This is a genomic window from Frigoribacterium sp. Leaf186 (genome assembly GCF_001423905.1).
GTDB lineage: Bacteria > Actinomycetota > Actinomycetes > Actinomycetales > Microbacteriaceae > Frigoribacterium.
The window spans coordinates 214,883-229,071 of record NZ_LMPQ01000001.1; the positions used below are offsets into that span (position 1 = coordinate 214,883).

The 14,189-nt window shown below is 69.9% G+C and carries 11 protein-coding genes and 1 tRNA gene; 2 read left to right on the forward strand and 10 right to left on the reverse strand.

What is annotated here, in order from left to right; all coding sequences use genetic code 11:
- Window positions 1-39: 39 nt before the first annotated feature.
- Entirely contained in the window at window positions 40-645 is a 606-nt protein-coding gene (locus tag ASG05_RS16515) for an ANTAR domain-containing response regulator (RefSeq protein WP_043592796.1), read from the reverse strand.
- Between the two features lie 39 nt (window positions 646-684).
- On the opposite strand from ASG05_RS16515, the gene ASG05_RS01070 reads away from it, so the two are divergent.
- Window positions 685-770: transfer RNA gene (locus tag ASG05_RS01070), tRNA-Leu, on the forward strand.
- A 354-nt stretch (window positions 771-1,124) separates the two neighbouring features.
- Complete coding sequence (locus tag ASG05_RS01075) at window positions 1,125-1,328, forward strand: cold-shock protein (protein ID WP_043592793.1); 204 nt, start codon at window positions 1,125-1,127, stop codon at window positions 1,326-1,328.
- A 142-nt stretch (window positions 1,329-1,470) separates the two neighbouring features.
- On the opposite strand, the gene ASG05_RS01080 is transcribed toward ASG05_RS01075, so the two are convergent.
- The 9 genes from ASG05_RS01080 to ASG05_RS01120 all read right to left on the reverse strand — a co-directional run bounded on the left by ASG05_RS01080 (window position 1,471) and on the right by ASG05_RS01120 (window position 14,186).
- A complete protein-coding gene (locus ASG05_RS01080; RefSeq protein ID WP_157489996.1) occupies window positions 1,471-2,097 on the reverse strand; it encodes a hypothetical protein in 627 nt (208 codons plus the stop codon).
- Window positions 2,098-2,182: 85 nt separating this feature from the next.
- A complete protein-coding gene (gene pyk, locus ASG05_RS01085) occupies window positions 2,183-3,631 on the reverse strand; it encodes a pyruvate kinase (RefSeq protein ID WP_056256340.1) in 1,449 nt (482 codons plus the stop codon).
- Window positions 3,632-3,710: 79 nt separating this feature from the next.
- Window positions 3,711-5,168 (reverse strand): glutamate synthase subunit beta, encoded by a 1,458-nt coding sequence (locus ASG05_RS01090; protein WP_056256344.1) that lies wholly within the window; start codon window positions 5,166-5,168, stop codon window positions 3,711-3,713.
- Entirely contained in the window at window positions 5,161-9,738 is a 4,578-nt protein-coding gene (gene gltB / locus ASG05_RS01095) for a glutamate synthase large subunit (RefSeq protein ID WP_056258178.1), read from the reverse strand. The genes ASG05_RS01090 and gltB overlap by 8 nt, the downstream gene beginning before the upstream one ends.
- 288 nt (window positions 9,739-10,026) lie before the next feature.
- Entirely contained in the window at window positions 10,027-11,025 is a 999-nt protein-coding gene (gene lgt / locus ASG05_RS01100) for a prolipoprotein diacylglyceryl transferase (protein WP_056256346.1), read from the reverse strand.
- An 85-nt stretch (window positions 11,026-11,110) separates the two neighbouring features.
- The gene (gene trpA, locus ASG05_RS01105; RefSeq protein ID WP_056256347.1) at window positions 11,111-11,926 is read right to left on the reverse strand and encodes a tryptophan synthase subunit alpha; all 816 of its coding nucleotides are present in this window, start codon (window positions 11,924-11,926) and stop codon (window positions 11,111-11,113) included.
- Window positions 11,923-13,131 carry a tryptophan synthase subunit beta gene (gene trpB / locus ASG05_RS01110; RefSeq protein ID WP_056256349.1) on the reverse strand — a complete coding sequence of 403 codons (1,209 nt, stop codon included), beginning with the start codon at window positions 13,129-13,131 and terminating at the stop codon, window positions 11,923-11,925. Before trpB ends, trpA begins: the two co-directional genes overlap by 4 nt.
- A gap of 2 nt (window positions 13,132-13,133) precedes the next feature.
- Window positions 13,134-13,907: an indole-3-glycerol phosphate synthase TrpC gene (gene trpC, locus ASG05_RS01115; protein ID WP_056256351.1), complete on the reverse strand. Its 774-nt coding sequence runs from the start codon at window positions 13,905-13,907 to the stop codon at window positions 13,134-13,136.
- Complete coding sequence (locus tag ASG05_RS01120; protein ID WP_056258182.1) at window positions 13,908-14,186, reverse strand: DUF6704 family protein; 279 nt, start codon at window positions 14,184-14,186, stop codon at window positions 13,908-13,910. It lies immediately after the preceding gene.
- Window positions 14,187-14,189 lie beyond the last annotated feature (3 nt).

Below are 14,189 nucleotides of genomic sequence, written 5' to 3' on the forward strand. Positions count from 1 at the left end.
GCCCCGATCGTCGGGGCGGGCCTTCTCGTGTCGGGGGCGCTACTTCTTGGCGCTGAGCTGCTCGATGATGGCCTGGGCCACGTCGTGCATCGTGAGACGGCGGTCCATCGACGCCTTCTGGATCCAGCGGAAGGCCTCGGGCTCGGTGAGCCCCATCTTCTCGTTCAGCAGGCCCTTGGCCCGGTCGACGAGCTTGCGGGTCTCGAAGCGCTCGACGAGGTCGGCGACCTCGGCCTCGAGGGTGATGATCTGCGCATACCGCGAGAGGGCGATCTCGATCGCGGGCAACAGGTCGTTCGGGGTGAAGGGCTTGACGACGTAGGCCAGGGCCCCGGCCTCGCTGGCCCGTTCGACCAGCTCTTTCTGACTGAACGCGGTCAGCAGCACGACGGGAGCGATGTGCGCCTTCGACAGCCGCTCGGCCGCGGAGATGCCGTCGAGCTGAGGCATCTTGACGTCCATGATGACGAGGTCGGGACGCAGCTCGGTGGCGAGGGCGACGGCGGTCTCGCCGTCACCGGCCTCGCCCACCACCTCGAAACCGTTGTCGCGGAGGATCTCGACGATGTCGAGGCGGATGAGGGACTCATCTTCGGCCACGACGACGCGACGGGGTGCTGCTGGGGTTGCTTCCTGGTCACTCACGACGTTGAGCCTACGGTATTGTCGACCTGGTTGTTGTGCGCCGGATTGGCGGAATGGCAGACGCGGAGCACTCAAAATGCTCTGTCCGTGAGGGCGTGTGGGTTCGAGTCCCACATCCGGCACCACCACCGCCGAGAACCAGGCCGACGAGACGTGGCTCCCCTTCCCTCGTCAGTGCTCGTTCTTCGTCAGTGCTCGTTCCTCGTCGTCACCGAGCCCGTCCGTCCCGGTGTGTCCGACGTCACCGCAACACGCCGACACGAGTTCTGCTCAGAGGGTGTGCCCGTGAGCATCCGTGCACTAGGCTGGCGTGACTGGTTGTTGTGTTACGCATTTGTATCTCGCGACGTGCCGAAGGCCTCCTCTCACCGAGAGGGGTTCCGACGGTGGCGTCGTTCTCAGAGGGAGCGGACAAAAAGGCACCGCGACGAGCGATCTCGAAATCGAGATCGACAACTCTGATTGAAGGAACAAGAAAAATGGCAACAGGCACCGTTAAGTGGTTCAACTCCGAAAAGGGCTTCGGCTTCATCACCCCCGACGACGGAACCACTGACGTCTTCGCGCACTTCTCCGCGATCGCCGGCGACGGCTACCGCAACCTGGAAGAGAACCAGAAGGTCGAGTTCGACACGGCTCAGGGCAACAAGGGCCTCCAGGCCGAGAACATCCGCGTCATCTGACTCGGTGGCGTCCTCGTGACGCCGTCAGTCGGCGGGTCCGCCCGCCACTGAACCGAAAGCCCCGATCCGCTCACGCGGGTCGGGGCTTTCTCCGTCTCAGGGGCCTCGGGGTGTCGCCGTCACCGGCACGCGCCTTCCGCGTTCACGGAAGCGGGAAGCCGAGGAGGCGCGCCACCGGTTCGTAGTCCCGGCTCGCCGTGCGGTACGCCGACTCCCACTCGGCGATCCGTGCCCCCGCCTCGCGCGGATCGGTGAACCGGTCGTCGTCTCCCCCACCGGCGACCAAGGCCTCTCGGGCTTCTCGGTACCGACTGGTCAGCGTCGACCACAGGACGAGCTCGTCTCCGGTGGAGTCCTCGGGGGCCGCGCGGGCCACGTCCCAGGGCACCTCGACCCTCGGCAGCGGTTCGCCCGACGACGACGCGTGGTGCACGGCGGCGTCACCCGGGGCGTCGCCGTCGCGGAAGATCGTCCGGGTGCCGACGGCGAGCACCGCACCGACCCCCGCGCCGAGGACGAAGACCAGCAACAACGCCCAGAGGCTGTCGACCCGCCACACCGTCGCGGCCACTCCCCCGAGGAACGACCCGCCCACCAGGGCACCGAGACCCGCCCACCGGGCGGAACCCGCGCCTCCTCGGGTCGTCGTCTCGGCCTCGGGGCCGAGGCTCCGCCGCGTCTCGGCGACGCCGTGACCACTCCAGGACGGCACGACGTAGAGACGGGCCTCGAACTCGAAGCACGAGGGATGACGGGCGTCCACGGACATGGCGTGAGCGTACGCCCCGTCGACACGACGAAGCCGGGACGACCCGTGAGGATCGCCCCGGCTTCGCGGGATGCGCCGTGGTGCGTCAGGGCTGCGCGGCGTAGGCCGGGGCGGCCTCGCCGTGGGCGTCGCCGACGCGGTGCACCCGCAGGTCGTTCGTGGACCCCGCGATGCCGGGAGGGGACCCGGCGATCACGATGACCTTGTCGCCGGACTCGGCCAGGTCGTTGCCGAGGAGGACGTCGTCCACCTGGGCGAACATGGCGTCGGTGTGCGTCACCGTCTCGACCAGGTACGACTGCACGCCCCAGCTGATCGCCATGCGCCGACGGATGGCCTCGTTGGGGGTGAAGGCCAGGATCGGGATGGAGTGACGCAGGCGGGACATGCGGCGCACCGAGTCGCCGGACTCCGTGAACACGCAGAGGAACTTCGCCTGGACGAAGTCGGCCACGTCGGCCGCGGCCAGCGTGATGGCGCCGCCCTGGGTGCGGGGGCGGGTGCCCAGCGGGGGGATGCGCTCGAGGCCGTGCTCTTCGGTCGAGGCGACGATGCGGGCCATGGTCTGCACCGTGATGACGGGGTACTCGCCGACGCTCGTCTCGCCCGAGAGCATGACCGCGTCGGTGCCGTCGAGCACCGCGTTCGCGACGTCGGAGGTCTCGGCCCGCGTGGGGATGGGGCTCGAGATCATGGACTCGAGCATCTGGGTCGCCACGATGACGGGCTTGGCCATGCGACGCGAGAGCTCGACCGCGTGCTTCTGGACGATGGGGACGGCCTCGAGGGGCAGCTCGACGCCGAGGTCGCCGCGAGCGACCATGATGCCGTCGAACGCGTCGATGATGGCCTCGAGGTTGTCGACCGCCTGGGGCTTTTCGATCTTCGCGTAGACCGGGACCTTGCGGCCCTCTTCGGCCATGATCTCGTGGACCCGCACGACGTCGTCGGCGTCACGCACGAACGAGAGGGCGATCAGGTCGGCACCGAGCTTCAGGCCCCAGCGCAGGTCGGCTTCGTCTTTGTCGGAGAGCGCGGGCACGTTGACCGCGACGCCGGGCAGGTTGATGCCCTTGTTGTTCGAGACGGTGCCCGCCACGACGACCTCGGTCGTGACGACGGTGCCGTCGGTCTCGAGGACGCGGAGCTTGACGCGGCCGTCGTCGATCAGCAGCGGGTCGCCCGCGGCGACGTCGTTCGGCAGGCCCTTGAAGGTCGTGCCGCAGATCTCTCTCGAGCCCAGGATCTCGTCGGTCGTGATCTTGAACACGTCGCCGACCTCGAGGTCGTGGGGACCGTCGGCGAACTTGCCGAGACGGATCTTCGGACCCTGGAGGTCGACGAGGACCGCGACGGCGCGGCCCGAGTCGGCCGAGGCCTGACGGACGTTCGCGTACACGCCCTCGTGGACGTCGTAGCTGCCGTGGCTGAGGTTCATCCGGGCGACGTCGACGCCGGCGTCGATGATCGCCCGGATGTCGTCGTAGCTCGACGTCGCCGGCCCGAGGGTGGCGACGATCTTTGCGCGTCTCATGTGTTCCGTTCGTGTGGGGGGAATGGTGGTGGGACGACTGCAGACCCGACGACCACCCTATTCCCGTCGGAAGGCCGGATCAGACCGAGAGGGATCGATCGGTGGGCTTCACCGGGAAGGGCAGCACGGTCTCGCCCTCGAGGTAGGCGTCGACCGCCGAGGCCGTCGCCCGGCCCTCGGCGATGGCCCAGACGATCAACGACTGGCCGCGTCCGGCGTCCCCCGTGACGAAGACGCCGGGCTCGCCGGTCTCGTAGGTGGCACCTCGTTCGAGCGACCCCTTGCCGTCGAAGGTGAGGCGCAGTTGCTCTTCGATGGTCTCACGCTCGGGGCCGGTGAAGCCGAGGGCCAGGAGGACGAGGTCGGCGGGGACCTCGCGCTCGGTGCCGGCCTTGGGCACGCGGCGGCCGTCGACGTACTCGGTCTCGGCGACGCGGATCGCCCGCACCTCGCCGACCTCGTTCGTCAGGAACTCGACCGTCGAGGCGAGGTAGACCCGCTCGCCGCCCTCTTCGTGGGCGCTCGACACCTCGAACAGGGTGGGGAACATCGGCCAGGGCTGGGCCTCGGGGCGCTCGTCCGGCGGCTGCTGGCCGATGGCGAGGTTCGTGACCGAGAGGGCGCCCTGACGGTGCGCGGTGCCGATGCAGTCGGCTCCGGTGTCGCCGCCGCCCAGGACGACCACGTGCTTGCCCTCCGCCGTGATCTGGTCGGACACCGTGTCGCCGGCGCCGGCCTTGTTCTGCTGCACCAGGTAGTCCATGGCGAAGTGGATGCCCGAGAGGTCGCGTCCCGGGATGGGCAGGTCACGGGGCACGGTGGCACCCGTCGCCACGACCACGGCGTCGTACCGCGCGCGCAGGTCGTCCCACGCGATGTCGCGCCCGATCTCGACGCGGGCGCGGAAACGGGTCCCCTCGGCCTGCATCTGGGCGATGCGCTGCTCGAGCTGCTTCTTCTCCATCTTGAAGTCGGGGATGCCGTAGCGCAGCAGGCCGCCGATGCGGTCCTCGCGCTCGTAGACCGCGACGGTGTGACCGGCGCGCGTGAGCTGCTGGGCGGCCGCGAGGCCGGCGGGGCCCGACCCGACGACGGCGACGGTCTTGCCCGTCAGTCGCTCGGGCGGGTGCGGGGTGACCCAGCCGTTGGCGAAGGCCTGGTCGATGATCGAGACCTCGACCTGCTTGATGGTGACCGGGGGCTGGTTGATGCCCAGCACGCAGGACGACTCGCACGGTGCGGGGCAGAGGCGACCCGTGAACTCCGGGAAGTTGTTGGTCGCGTGCAGTCGCTCGATGGCCTGACGGCCCTCGCCGCGCCACATGAGGTCGTTCCACTCCGGGATCAGGTTGCCGAGGGGGCACCCCTGGTGGCAGAACGGCACGCCGCAGTCCATGCAGCGGCCGGCCTGGCGTCGGAGCTCGCCGCTCTCCTGCTGCTCGTAGACCTCTTTCCAGTCCATGAGCCGGACCGACACGGGTCGGCGCTTGGGCAGCTCGCGGGACTGCGTCTTCAGGAAGCCTTTGGGGTCAGCCACCGGTCACCTCCAGGATTCTCTTCCATGCTTCGTCGCCATCGGGGTCGAGACCCTCGTCGACGGCCGTCTGCCGGGTGGCGAGGACGGCGGCGTAGTCGCGCGGCAGCACCTTGACGAACTCGGCCACCGTGGCGTCGAGGTCGTCGAGCATCCGCCGGGCCACGGGCGACCCGGTCTCGACGAGGTGCCGCTGCAGCAGGTCGGTCAGGATCTCGACGTCGGCACTGCCGAGGGGGTGCAGTTCGAGCTCGCCGGAGGCCAGGGCCTCGGCGTTGACCCGTTCGGGCTTCAGCCGGTGCACGTAGGCCGTCCCGCCCGACATGCCCGCACCGAGGTTGCGGCCGGTGTCGCCGAGGATGACCGCGAGACCACCGGTCATGTACTCGAGTGCGTGGTCGCCCACGCCCTCGGCGACTGCGCTGGCCCCCGAGTTGCGGACCAGGAACCGCTCCCCCACGATGCCCCGCAGGAACATGCTGCCCTGCGTGGCGCCGTAGCCGATGACGTTGCCGGCGATGACGTTCTCCTCGGCCGCGAAGCCGCTGCCCCGCGGCGGTCGCACGACGACGTTGCCGCCCGAGAGTCCCTTGCCCACGTAGTCGTTGCTGTCGCCCTCGAGCCGGAGCGTGATGCCCGCGGGGAGGAAGGCTCCGAGGGACTGCCCGGCCGACCCCGTGAGGTTCACCTCGATGCTGCCGTCGGGCAGGCCGTGCTCGCCGTGACGCAGGGTCACCTGGTGACCGAGCATCGTGCCGACGGCCCGCTCGGTGTTGCGGATGGGGAGCGTGATCTCGACGTGGCCGCCGTTCTCGAGCACGTCGGCGCTGCGTTCGATGAGCTGGACGTCGAAGTGGTCGTCGAGGCCGTGGTCCTGCGTCGTGAGGTTGCGGCGGGGCTCGTCGTCCGCGAAGGACGGACCGACCAGCACGGGGGCGAGGTCGAGACCCGAGGCCTTCCAGTGGTCGACGGCCCGGTCGACGTCGAGCACGTCGGTCCGGCCGATGGCCTCGTCGAGGCTGCGGAAGCCGAGGGCAGCAAGGTACTCGCGGACCTCTTGGGCGAGGAACTCGAAGAAGTTCACGACGAACTCCGGCTTGCCCGAGAAGCGAGCCCGGAGCTCGGGGTTCTGCGTCGCGACGCCGACGGGGCACGTGTCGAGGTGGCAGACGCGCATCATGATGCAGCCCTCGACGATCAGCGGCGCCGTCGCGAAACCGAACTCTTCTCCACCCAACAGGGCGGCGATGAGCACGTCGCGACCGGTCTTCATCTGCCCGTCGACCTGCACGACCACCCGGTCGCGCATGCCGTTGAGCATCAGCGTCTGCTGCGTCTCGGCCAGGCCGATCTCCCACGGCGTGCCGGCGTGCTTCAGCGAGTTGAGCGGGCTCGCGCCCGTCCCCCCGTCGTGACCGGAGACCAGGACGACGTCGGCCAGCGCCTTGGTGACCCCCGCGGCGACAGCACCGATGCCGGACTGGCTCACGAGCTTGACGTGGACGCGAGCCGCGGGGTTGGCGCGCTTCACGTCGAAGATCAGCTGCTTGAGGTCCTCGATCGAGTAGATGTCGTGGTGCGGCGGCGGCGAGATGAGGCCCACGCCCGCGGTCGCGTGGCGCGTCCGCGCCACCCAGGGGTAGACCTTGGTCGGCGGCAGCTGTCCGCCCTCGCCGGGCTTGGCGCCCTGGGCCATCTTGAGCTGGATGTCGGTGGCGTGGGTCAGGTACATGCTCGTGACGCCGAACCGGCCCGAGGCGACCTGCTTCACGGCGCTGCGACGTTCGGGGTCGAGCAGGCGGTCGACGTCCTCGCCGCCCTCGCCGGTGTTCGACTTGCCGCCCAGCCGGTTCATGGCGATGGCCAGGGTCTCGTGCGCCTCCTGCGAGATCGAGCCGTAGCTCATCGCCCCCGTCGAGAAGCGTTTGACGATCGACTCGATCGGCTCGACCTCGTCGAGCGGCACCGCGGGTCGCGCCCCGTGCTTCAGGCGGAACAACCCGCGGAGCGTCATCAGCTGCTCGGCCTGGTCGTCGACGAGCTTCGTGTACTCGCGGAAGATGTCGTAGCGGCGCGTCCGCGTCGCGTGCTGCAGCCGGAACACCGTGTCGGGGTTGAAGAGGTGCCGGGGGCCCTCACGACGCCACTGGTACTCGCCGCCCGTCGCGAGACGCTCGTGGGCGATGACCGAGCCGTCGCTGGGGTAGGCGCTCGTGTGGCGCTGCTTGTTCTCGGCCGCGATCACGTCGATGCCGACGCCGCCGAGCATCGACGAGGTGCCCGTGAAGTAGGTGTCGACGAACTCCTGGCTCAGGCCGACGGCCTCGAAGGCCTGGGCGGCGGCGTAGCTCGACACCGTCGAGATGCCCATCTTCGACATGATCTTCAGCACGCCCTTGCCGAGGGCCTTGATCAGGTTGTGCACGGCGTCCTCGGGGCTCAGCCCCGTGATCATGCCGGCTCGGACGAGGTTCTCGCAGGTCTCCATCGCCAGGTACGGGTTGACCGCGGACGCGCCGTAGCCGATCAGCGTGGCCACGTGGTGCACCTCGCGGACGTCACCCGCCTCGACGATCAGGCCGACCTTCATGCGGTTCTCGGTGCGGATGAGGTGGTGGTGGACCGCCGCGATCATGAGCAGCGAGGGCACCGGCGCGAAGTCGGCGTTCGAGTCGCGGTCGGAGAGGACGATGAACTCGGCCCCCGCCTCGATGGCGTCGTCCACCTCGTTGCACATGGCAGAGATGCGCTTCTCGAGTGCCCGCGGGCCCTTGTCGGCGCGGTAGAGCCCGCGGATGGTCGACGTCACCCGCGACCCGGGGCTCGGGTCGATGTGCTGGATCTTGGCGAGCTCGTCGTTGTCGATGACCGGGAAGTCGAGGATCACCTGGCGGGCGTGCTCCGGCGTGGCCGCCAACAGGTTGCGCTCGGGGCCGAGGCCCAGCTTGAGCGACGTGACGACCGACTCGCGGATCGAGTCGAGCGGGGGGTTCGTCACCTGGGCGAACTGCTGCGTGAAGTAGTCGAACAGGAGGCGCGGGCGCTCGGACAGGACGGCGATCGGCGTGTCGCTTCCCATGGCGCCGAGGGGCTCCGCGCCCGCCTTGGCCATGGGGGTCAGCAGGATGCGGACTTCTTCTTCGGTGTAGCCGAAGGTGCGCTGACGACGCGTGACCGACGCGGGCGTGTGGACGATGTGCTCGCGCTCGGGCAGTTCGGACAGGTGGATGCGTCCCTCGGCGAGCCACTCCCCGTAGGGGGCTGCCGTCGCGAGGTCACGTTTGATCTCGTCGTCCTCGATGATGCGGCCGGCCTCGGTGTCGACCAGGAACATCTTGCCCGGGCGCAGTCGCCCCTTGCGGACCACCTTGGCAGGGTCGACGTCGATGACGCCGATCTCGCTCGCGAGGACGACGAGGCCGTCGTCGGTCACGAGGTAGCGCCCGGGGCGCAGGCCGTTGCGGTCCAGGGTCGCACCGACGTGCGTCCCGTCCGTGAAGGTGATGGCGGCGGGACCGTCCCACGCCTCCATGAGCATCGAGTGGTACTCGTAGAAGTCGCGCAGGGTCGGGTCGATGTCGACCTGGTTCTCCCACGCCTCGGGCACCATCATCATGACGGCGTGCGGAAGCGACCGGCCGGTGAGGCTCAGCAGCTCGACGACCTCGTCGAACGAGGCCGAGTCGCTCGCCCCGGGGCTGACGATCGGCAGGATGGGCTTCAGGTCGCCGATCAGCTCGCTCTCGAGCTGCGACTGGCGGGCGCGCATCCAGTTGCGGTTGCCGCGGACCGTGTTGATCTCGCCGTTGTGCGCGATCATGCGGAACGGCTGCGCGAGCGGCCACGACGGGAACGTGTTCGTCGAGTAGCGGGAGTGCACGATGGCGAGCTTCGACGCGAAGCGCTCGTCGCTCAGGTCGGGGTAGAACGGCTCGAGCTGCAGGGTGGTGACCATGCCCTTGTAGACCATGGTCCGGCTGCCCAGCGACGTGAAGTAGGCGGAGAGCTTGCGCTCGGCACGCTTCCGCAGCCGGAAGGCCTGGCGGTCGAGTGCGACGCCGGCGAGCGGGACGCCGTCGGCGTCGTGGTTGCGGCTGGCGACGAAGAGCTGCTCGAAGGCGGGCATGGCGTTCCGGGCGAGCGTGCCGAGCTCTTCCGGTCGCACGGGGACCTCGCGCCAGCCGAGGACGTCGAGGTGCTCGAGGTCGGCGATGCGCTCGATGCCGGTCTTCAGCTCGGCGCGCTCCTGGTCGTCGAGGGGCAGGTACGCGATGCCCACGGCGTACTGGCCGGCGGGCGGCAGGTCGAAGTCGACCTCGTGCCGGAAGAACTCGTCGGGCACCTGGCAGAGGATGCCCGCGCCGTCGCCGGTGCCGGCGTCGGAGCCGACGGCGCCGCGGTGCTCGAGGTTGCGGAGGGCCCGCAGGGCGGTGTCGACGATGTCGTGGCCAGGGGTTCCGCGCAGGGTCGCGACCATGGCGAGGCCACAGGCGTCCTTCTCGTTGCGCGGGTCGTAGAGGCCGCTGGCCTCGGGGACCGTGCTGAACTGCTGGTGTGCTGGCGTGAGAGCCATGGAATCCGTCCTCACGAAGAGATCCGACAGGGGGCGGGACGTCGTCGGCCCGAGGTGCTCGACGAGGCCGGGGTCTGTGGTCGGCCCCGACGCGGCGGGATGGGTCGGCTCGTGGCGACCGTGGGCGTGCACGTCGACGCGAGTCGACGACTGCGCTCGATCTTACGAGGCGCAGGTGCGTGGACAGAACCGTGTCGCGGGCGGATCGCCCCCACCGGGATGGGGTGGAGGGGATCAGGCGCCACGACGGTGGGGCGCCGGGCCCGCGGTCGTCGTGGAGTGGACGACCTAGGGACGCGGTGAGCGATCGGTGTTGTCGTCCGATGCGCCGACGGTGACCAACTCGGGTTCGTCGTTCTCCGTGTACGTGTCGTCGGAGTCTACAGCAGACGATCGGTCGCTCGGAGCGCGTCCGGGCACGTACGGCCCGGGCACGGTCCCCGTGTGGCGCCGCGAGGCGATGACGAAGACCACCACTCCCAGGACGATCGCGAAGAAGCTCATCCACACGTTGGTGCGGATGCCGAAGAAGAGCAGGCTGGGGTCCGTGCGGATCGACTCGAACCAGGCACGACCGATGCCGTACCAGACGAGGTAGAACGCGAGCGACTTGCCCCACTGCATGGACGTCTTCTTCTCGATGAGCAGCAGGAGCGCGACCCCGGCGAGCATCCAGACGATCTCGTAGAGGAACGTGGGGTGGAAGAGCGTGCCCTCGGGCAGGCCGGTCGGGTAGGCGGCGTTGGTCGACTCGATCTCGAGCCCCCAGGGCAGGTCGGTGGGCATGCCGAACAGCTCGTGGTTGAACCAGTTGCCGAGTCGACCGAAGGCCTGGGCGACGAGGAGGCCGGGGGCCAGTGCGTCGGCGAACACCGTGAACCTGAGGCCGGTGAAACGGCAGCCGAGCCAGACGCCGACCGCTCCGAGCAGCAGGGCACCGTAGATGGCGAGGCCGCCCTCCCAGACGGCGAAGGCTCGCCACCACTCCTGCCCGGCGAAGTAGTCCCCCGGGTGCGTCACGACGTGGAAGAACCGACCCCCGGCGATGCCGAAGACCACGGCCCAGATCGCCACGTCGATGACGATGCCCTTCTCGGCGCCTCGTCGGTTCAGACGGTGGTTCGTGATGAGCACGGCGGCCACGATGCCGACGAGGATGCAGATGGCGTAGGCGTGGATGCGCAGCGAGCCGGGCAACGAGGCCCCGAAGGTCGAGTTCAACCAGGCGGTGACGTCGAAGTACTGCCACGCGGCCGACGGGCTCGGGATGCTCAGGGGAACGAACACGGTCGGTGTGCCTTTCGGAGGGGTTCGGGACGTCGGTCACCCGACGGGTGACGACTCTAGCGCGAGTGCTCTCGCGCCCGAGGGGTCAGGAGGCGGAGGGAGCCGCACCCGAGGACAGGTCGGCCGACACCTCGGCGAGGCGCTCCACCCCACCGTCGGCCAGGGCACGGACGAAGGCCGAGCCGATGATGGCGCCGTCGGCGTACTCGAGGACCTCGCGCACCTGCTGGGCGGTCGAGATGCCGAGCCCGACGCAGGCGTTCTCGACGCCCACCTCGCGCAGGCGCGCGACGAGGGTGCTCGCCGCCGCGTCGACGTCGGTGCGGGCCCCGGTGATGCCCATGGTCGAGACGGTGTAGACGAAGCCGCGGCTGCTGGCCACGGCCTGCCGGAGGCGCGACTCGCTCGACGAAGGAGCGGCCAGGAACACCCGGTCGAGGTCGGCCGCCACGGCCGCGGCCGTCCAGTCGCCGGCCTCGTCGGGGATGAGGTCGGGGGTGATGAGCCCGGCGCCGCCCGCCGCCGCGAGATCGTCGGCGAAGCGCTGGACGCCGTACTGCGCGACCGGGTTCCAGTAGGTCATCGGGATGACGGGGGCGTCGACCCGGGCCGTGATCTCGCGGATGGCCGTGAAGACGTCGCGGACGCGGAACCCCTCGGCGAGCGAGCGCTGGGTGGCGGCCTGGATGACCGGGCCGTCCATGACCGGGTCCGAGTACGGGATGCCCAGTTCGATGACGTCGATGCCGTTCTCGGCCATGGCGACGGCGGCGTCGATGCTCGTGTCGAGGTCAGGGAACCCGACCGGCAGGTAGCCGACGACGGCACCCGTGCCCGCCTGACGTCGAGCGGCGATGGCCGCGCCGACCTTGCTGGTGCCGGTGGGGGTGTCGGTCGTCACAGCTGCTGGGCTTTCTCGTCGAGGACGCCGAAGTACCGGCTGGCGGTCGAGACGTCTTTGTCGCCACGGCCGCTGAGCGAGACCAGGATCGTCCAGTCGGGGTGCTCTCGGCCGAGCTTGATCGTGCCGGCCAGGGCGTGCGCCGACTCGATCGCCGGCATGATGCCCTCCGTCTGCGAGAGCAGGCGGAACGCCTGCATCGCCTCGTCGTCGGTCACGGGCTGGTACTCGGCGCGGTGGGTCTCGGCCAACCACGCGTGCTCGGGGCCGACGCTCGGGTAGTCGAGCCCGGCCGAGATCGAGTGGCTCTCGAGGGTCTGACCGTCTTCGTCTTGCATGAGGTACGAGCGGGTGCCCTGCAGGTTGCCGATGCGCCCCAGGGTGATCGAGGCCGCGTGGCGGCCCGTCTCGACCCCGTCACCGCCGGCCTCGAAGCCGAAGAGCCGCACCGAGGGGTCGTCGAGGAACGCGTGGAAGATGCCCATGGCGTTCGAGCCGCCGCCGACGCACGCGGTGACGGCGTCGGGCAGCGAACCCGTCAGGTCGAGGACCTGCTGACGGGCCTCTTCGCCGATGATCTTGTGGAAGTCGCGCACCATGGCCGGGAAGGGGTGCGGGCCGGCGACGGTGCCGAGGACGTAGTGGGTCGTGTCGACGCTCGCCACCCAGTCGCGCATGGCGTCGTTGATCGCGTCCTTGAGGGTGCGCGACCCGGTCGTGACGGAGACGACCTCGGCTCCGAGCAGGCGCATGCGGGCCACGTTGAGGGCCTGGCGCTCGGTGTCGACCTGCCCCATGTAGACGACGCACTCCATGCCGAAGAGGGCCGCGGCCGTGGCCGTGGCGACGCCGTGCTGGCCGGCGCCCGTCTCGGCGATCAGTCGCGTCTTGCCGAGCTTGCGGGCCAGGAGGGCCTGACCCAGCACGTTGTTGATCTTGTGGGACCCCGTGTGGTTCAGGTCCTCTCGCTTGAGGATGACGCGAGCCCCGCCCGCGTGCTGCGCGAAGCGCGGCACCTCGGTGATGATCGAGGGGCGGCCCGTGTACGTGGCGTGCAGGGCGGTCAGCTCGGCGGCGAACTCGGGGTCGACGGCCGCGGCCTTGTAGGCGGCGTCGAGCTCGTCGAGCGCGGCCACGAGGGACTCGGGCACGAAGCGCCCTCCGAACGAGCCGAAGTAGGGGCCCGTCTCGTCGCGTAGTGCCATGGTCAGACCTCCAGGAAGCGGGTGATGGCGTCGGCGGGGTCGCCGTGCGTGACGAGGGCCTCGCCCACGAGCACGACGTCGGCTCCGGCGCGCCGGTAGTGGGCGACGTCGTCGGGAGACAGGACGGCCGACTCGGCGACGCGCGTGACCCCGGACGGGATCGACCCGGACAGTCGCCCGAACAGGTCGGGGTCGAGCTCGAAGGTGGTGAGGTCGCGGGCGTTGACCCCGAGGACCGTGGCGCCGGCGTCGAGACCACGGGACACCTCGTCGGCCGAGTGGGTCTCGATGAGGGCGGTCATTCCGAGCTGTCGCACCAGGTCGTGCAGTTCGACGAGCACGCGTTGTTCGAGCCCGGCGACGATCAGCAGGACGAGGTCGGCTCCGGCCGCCCGGGCCTCGAAGACTTGGTACGGGTCGGCGATGAAGTCCTTGCGGAGCACGGGCACGTCGACTGCGGCCCGGACGGCCTCGAGGTCGGCGAGGGACCCCTTGAACTTGCGACCCTCGGTGAGGACGCTGATGGCGCTCGCCCCGCCCGTGGCGTACGAGACCGCGAGCGAGGCCGGGTCGGCGATGGCCGAGAGGTGGCCCCGCGAGGGGCTCGCCCGCTTGACCTCGGCGATGACCTTGACCCGGTCGGCCGGGCTGAGGGCGGCCCGGGCGTCGAGCGCGGCCGGGCGCGACAGGGCGGCCGCCTCGACGGCGGCGAACGGGAGGGCTTCGCGGCGTGCCTGGGCGTCGGCCACGGCACCCGCGTACAGGTCGTCGAGCACCTAGTTGTGGGCCTTCGGCACGTAGCGGTGACCGCCGACGCCGTAGCCGACGCGCTTGAGCACGAGACCCACGAGCAGACCCACGACGACGAGGCCGGCCGAGGCCCAGACGATCCAGGGGACGTCGAGGAAGAACGCGAGGGTGCCGATGGCGAAGCCGACCAGCATGATGACCACGGCGGCCCACGCCGCCGGTGAGTTGCCGTGACCGAGGTCGTCGGCCGACTCGGCGTCGTGGCCCTTCGAGCCGGAGTCGACCTTCGCCGGGGCGTTCTTCAGGGG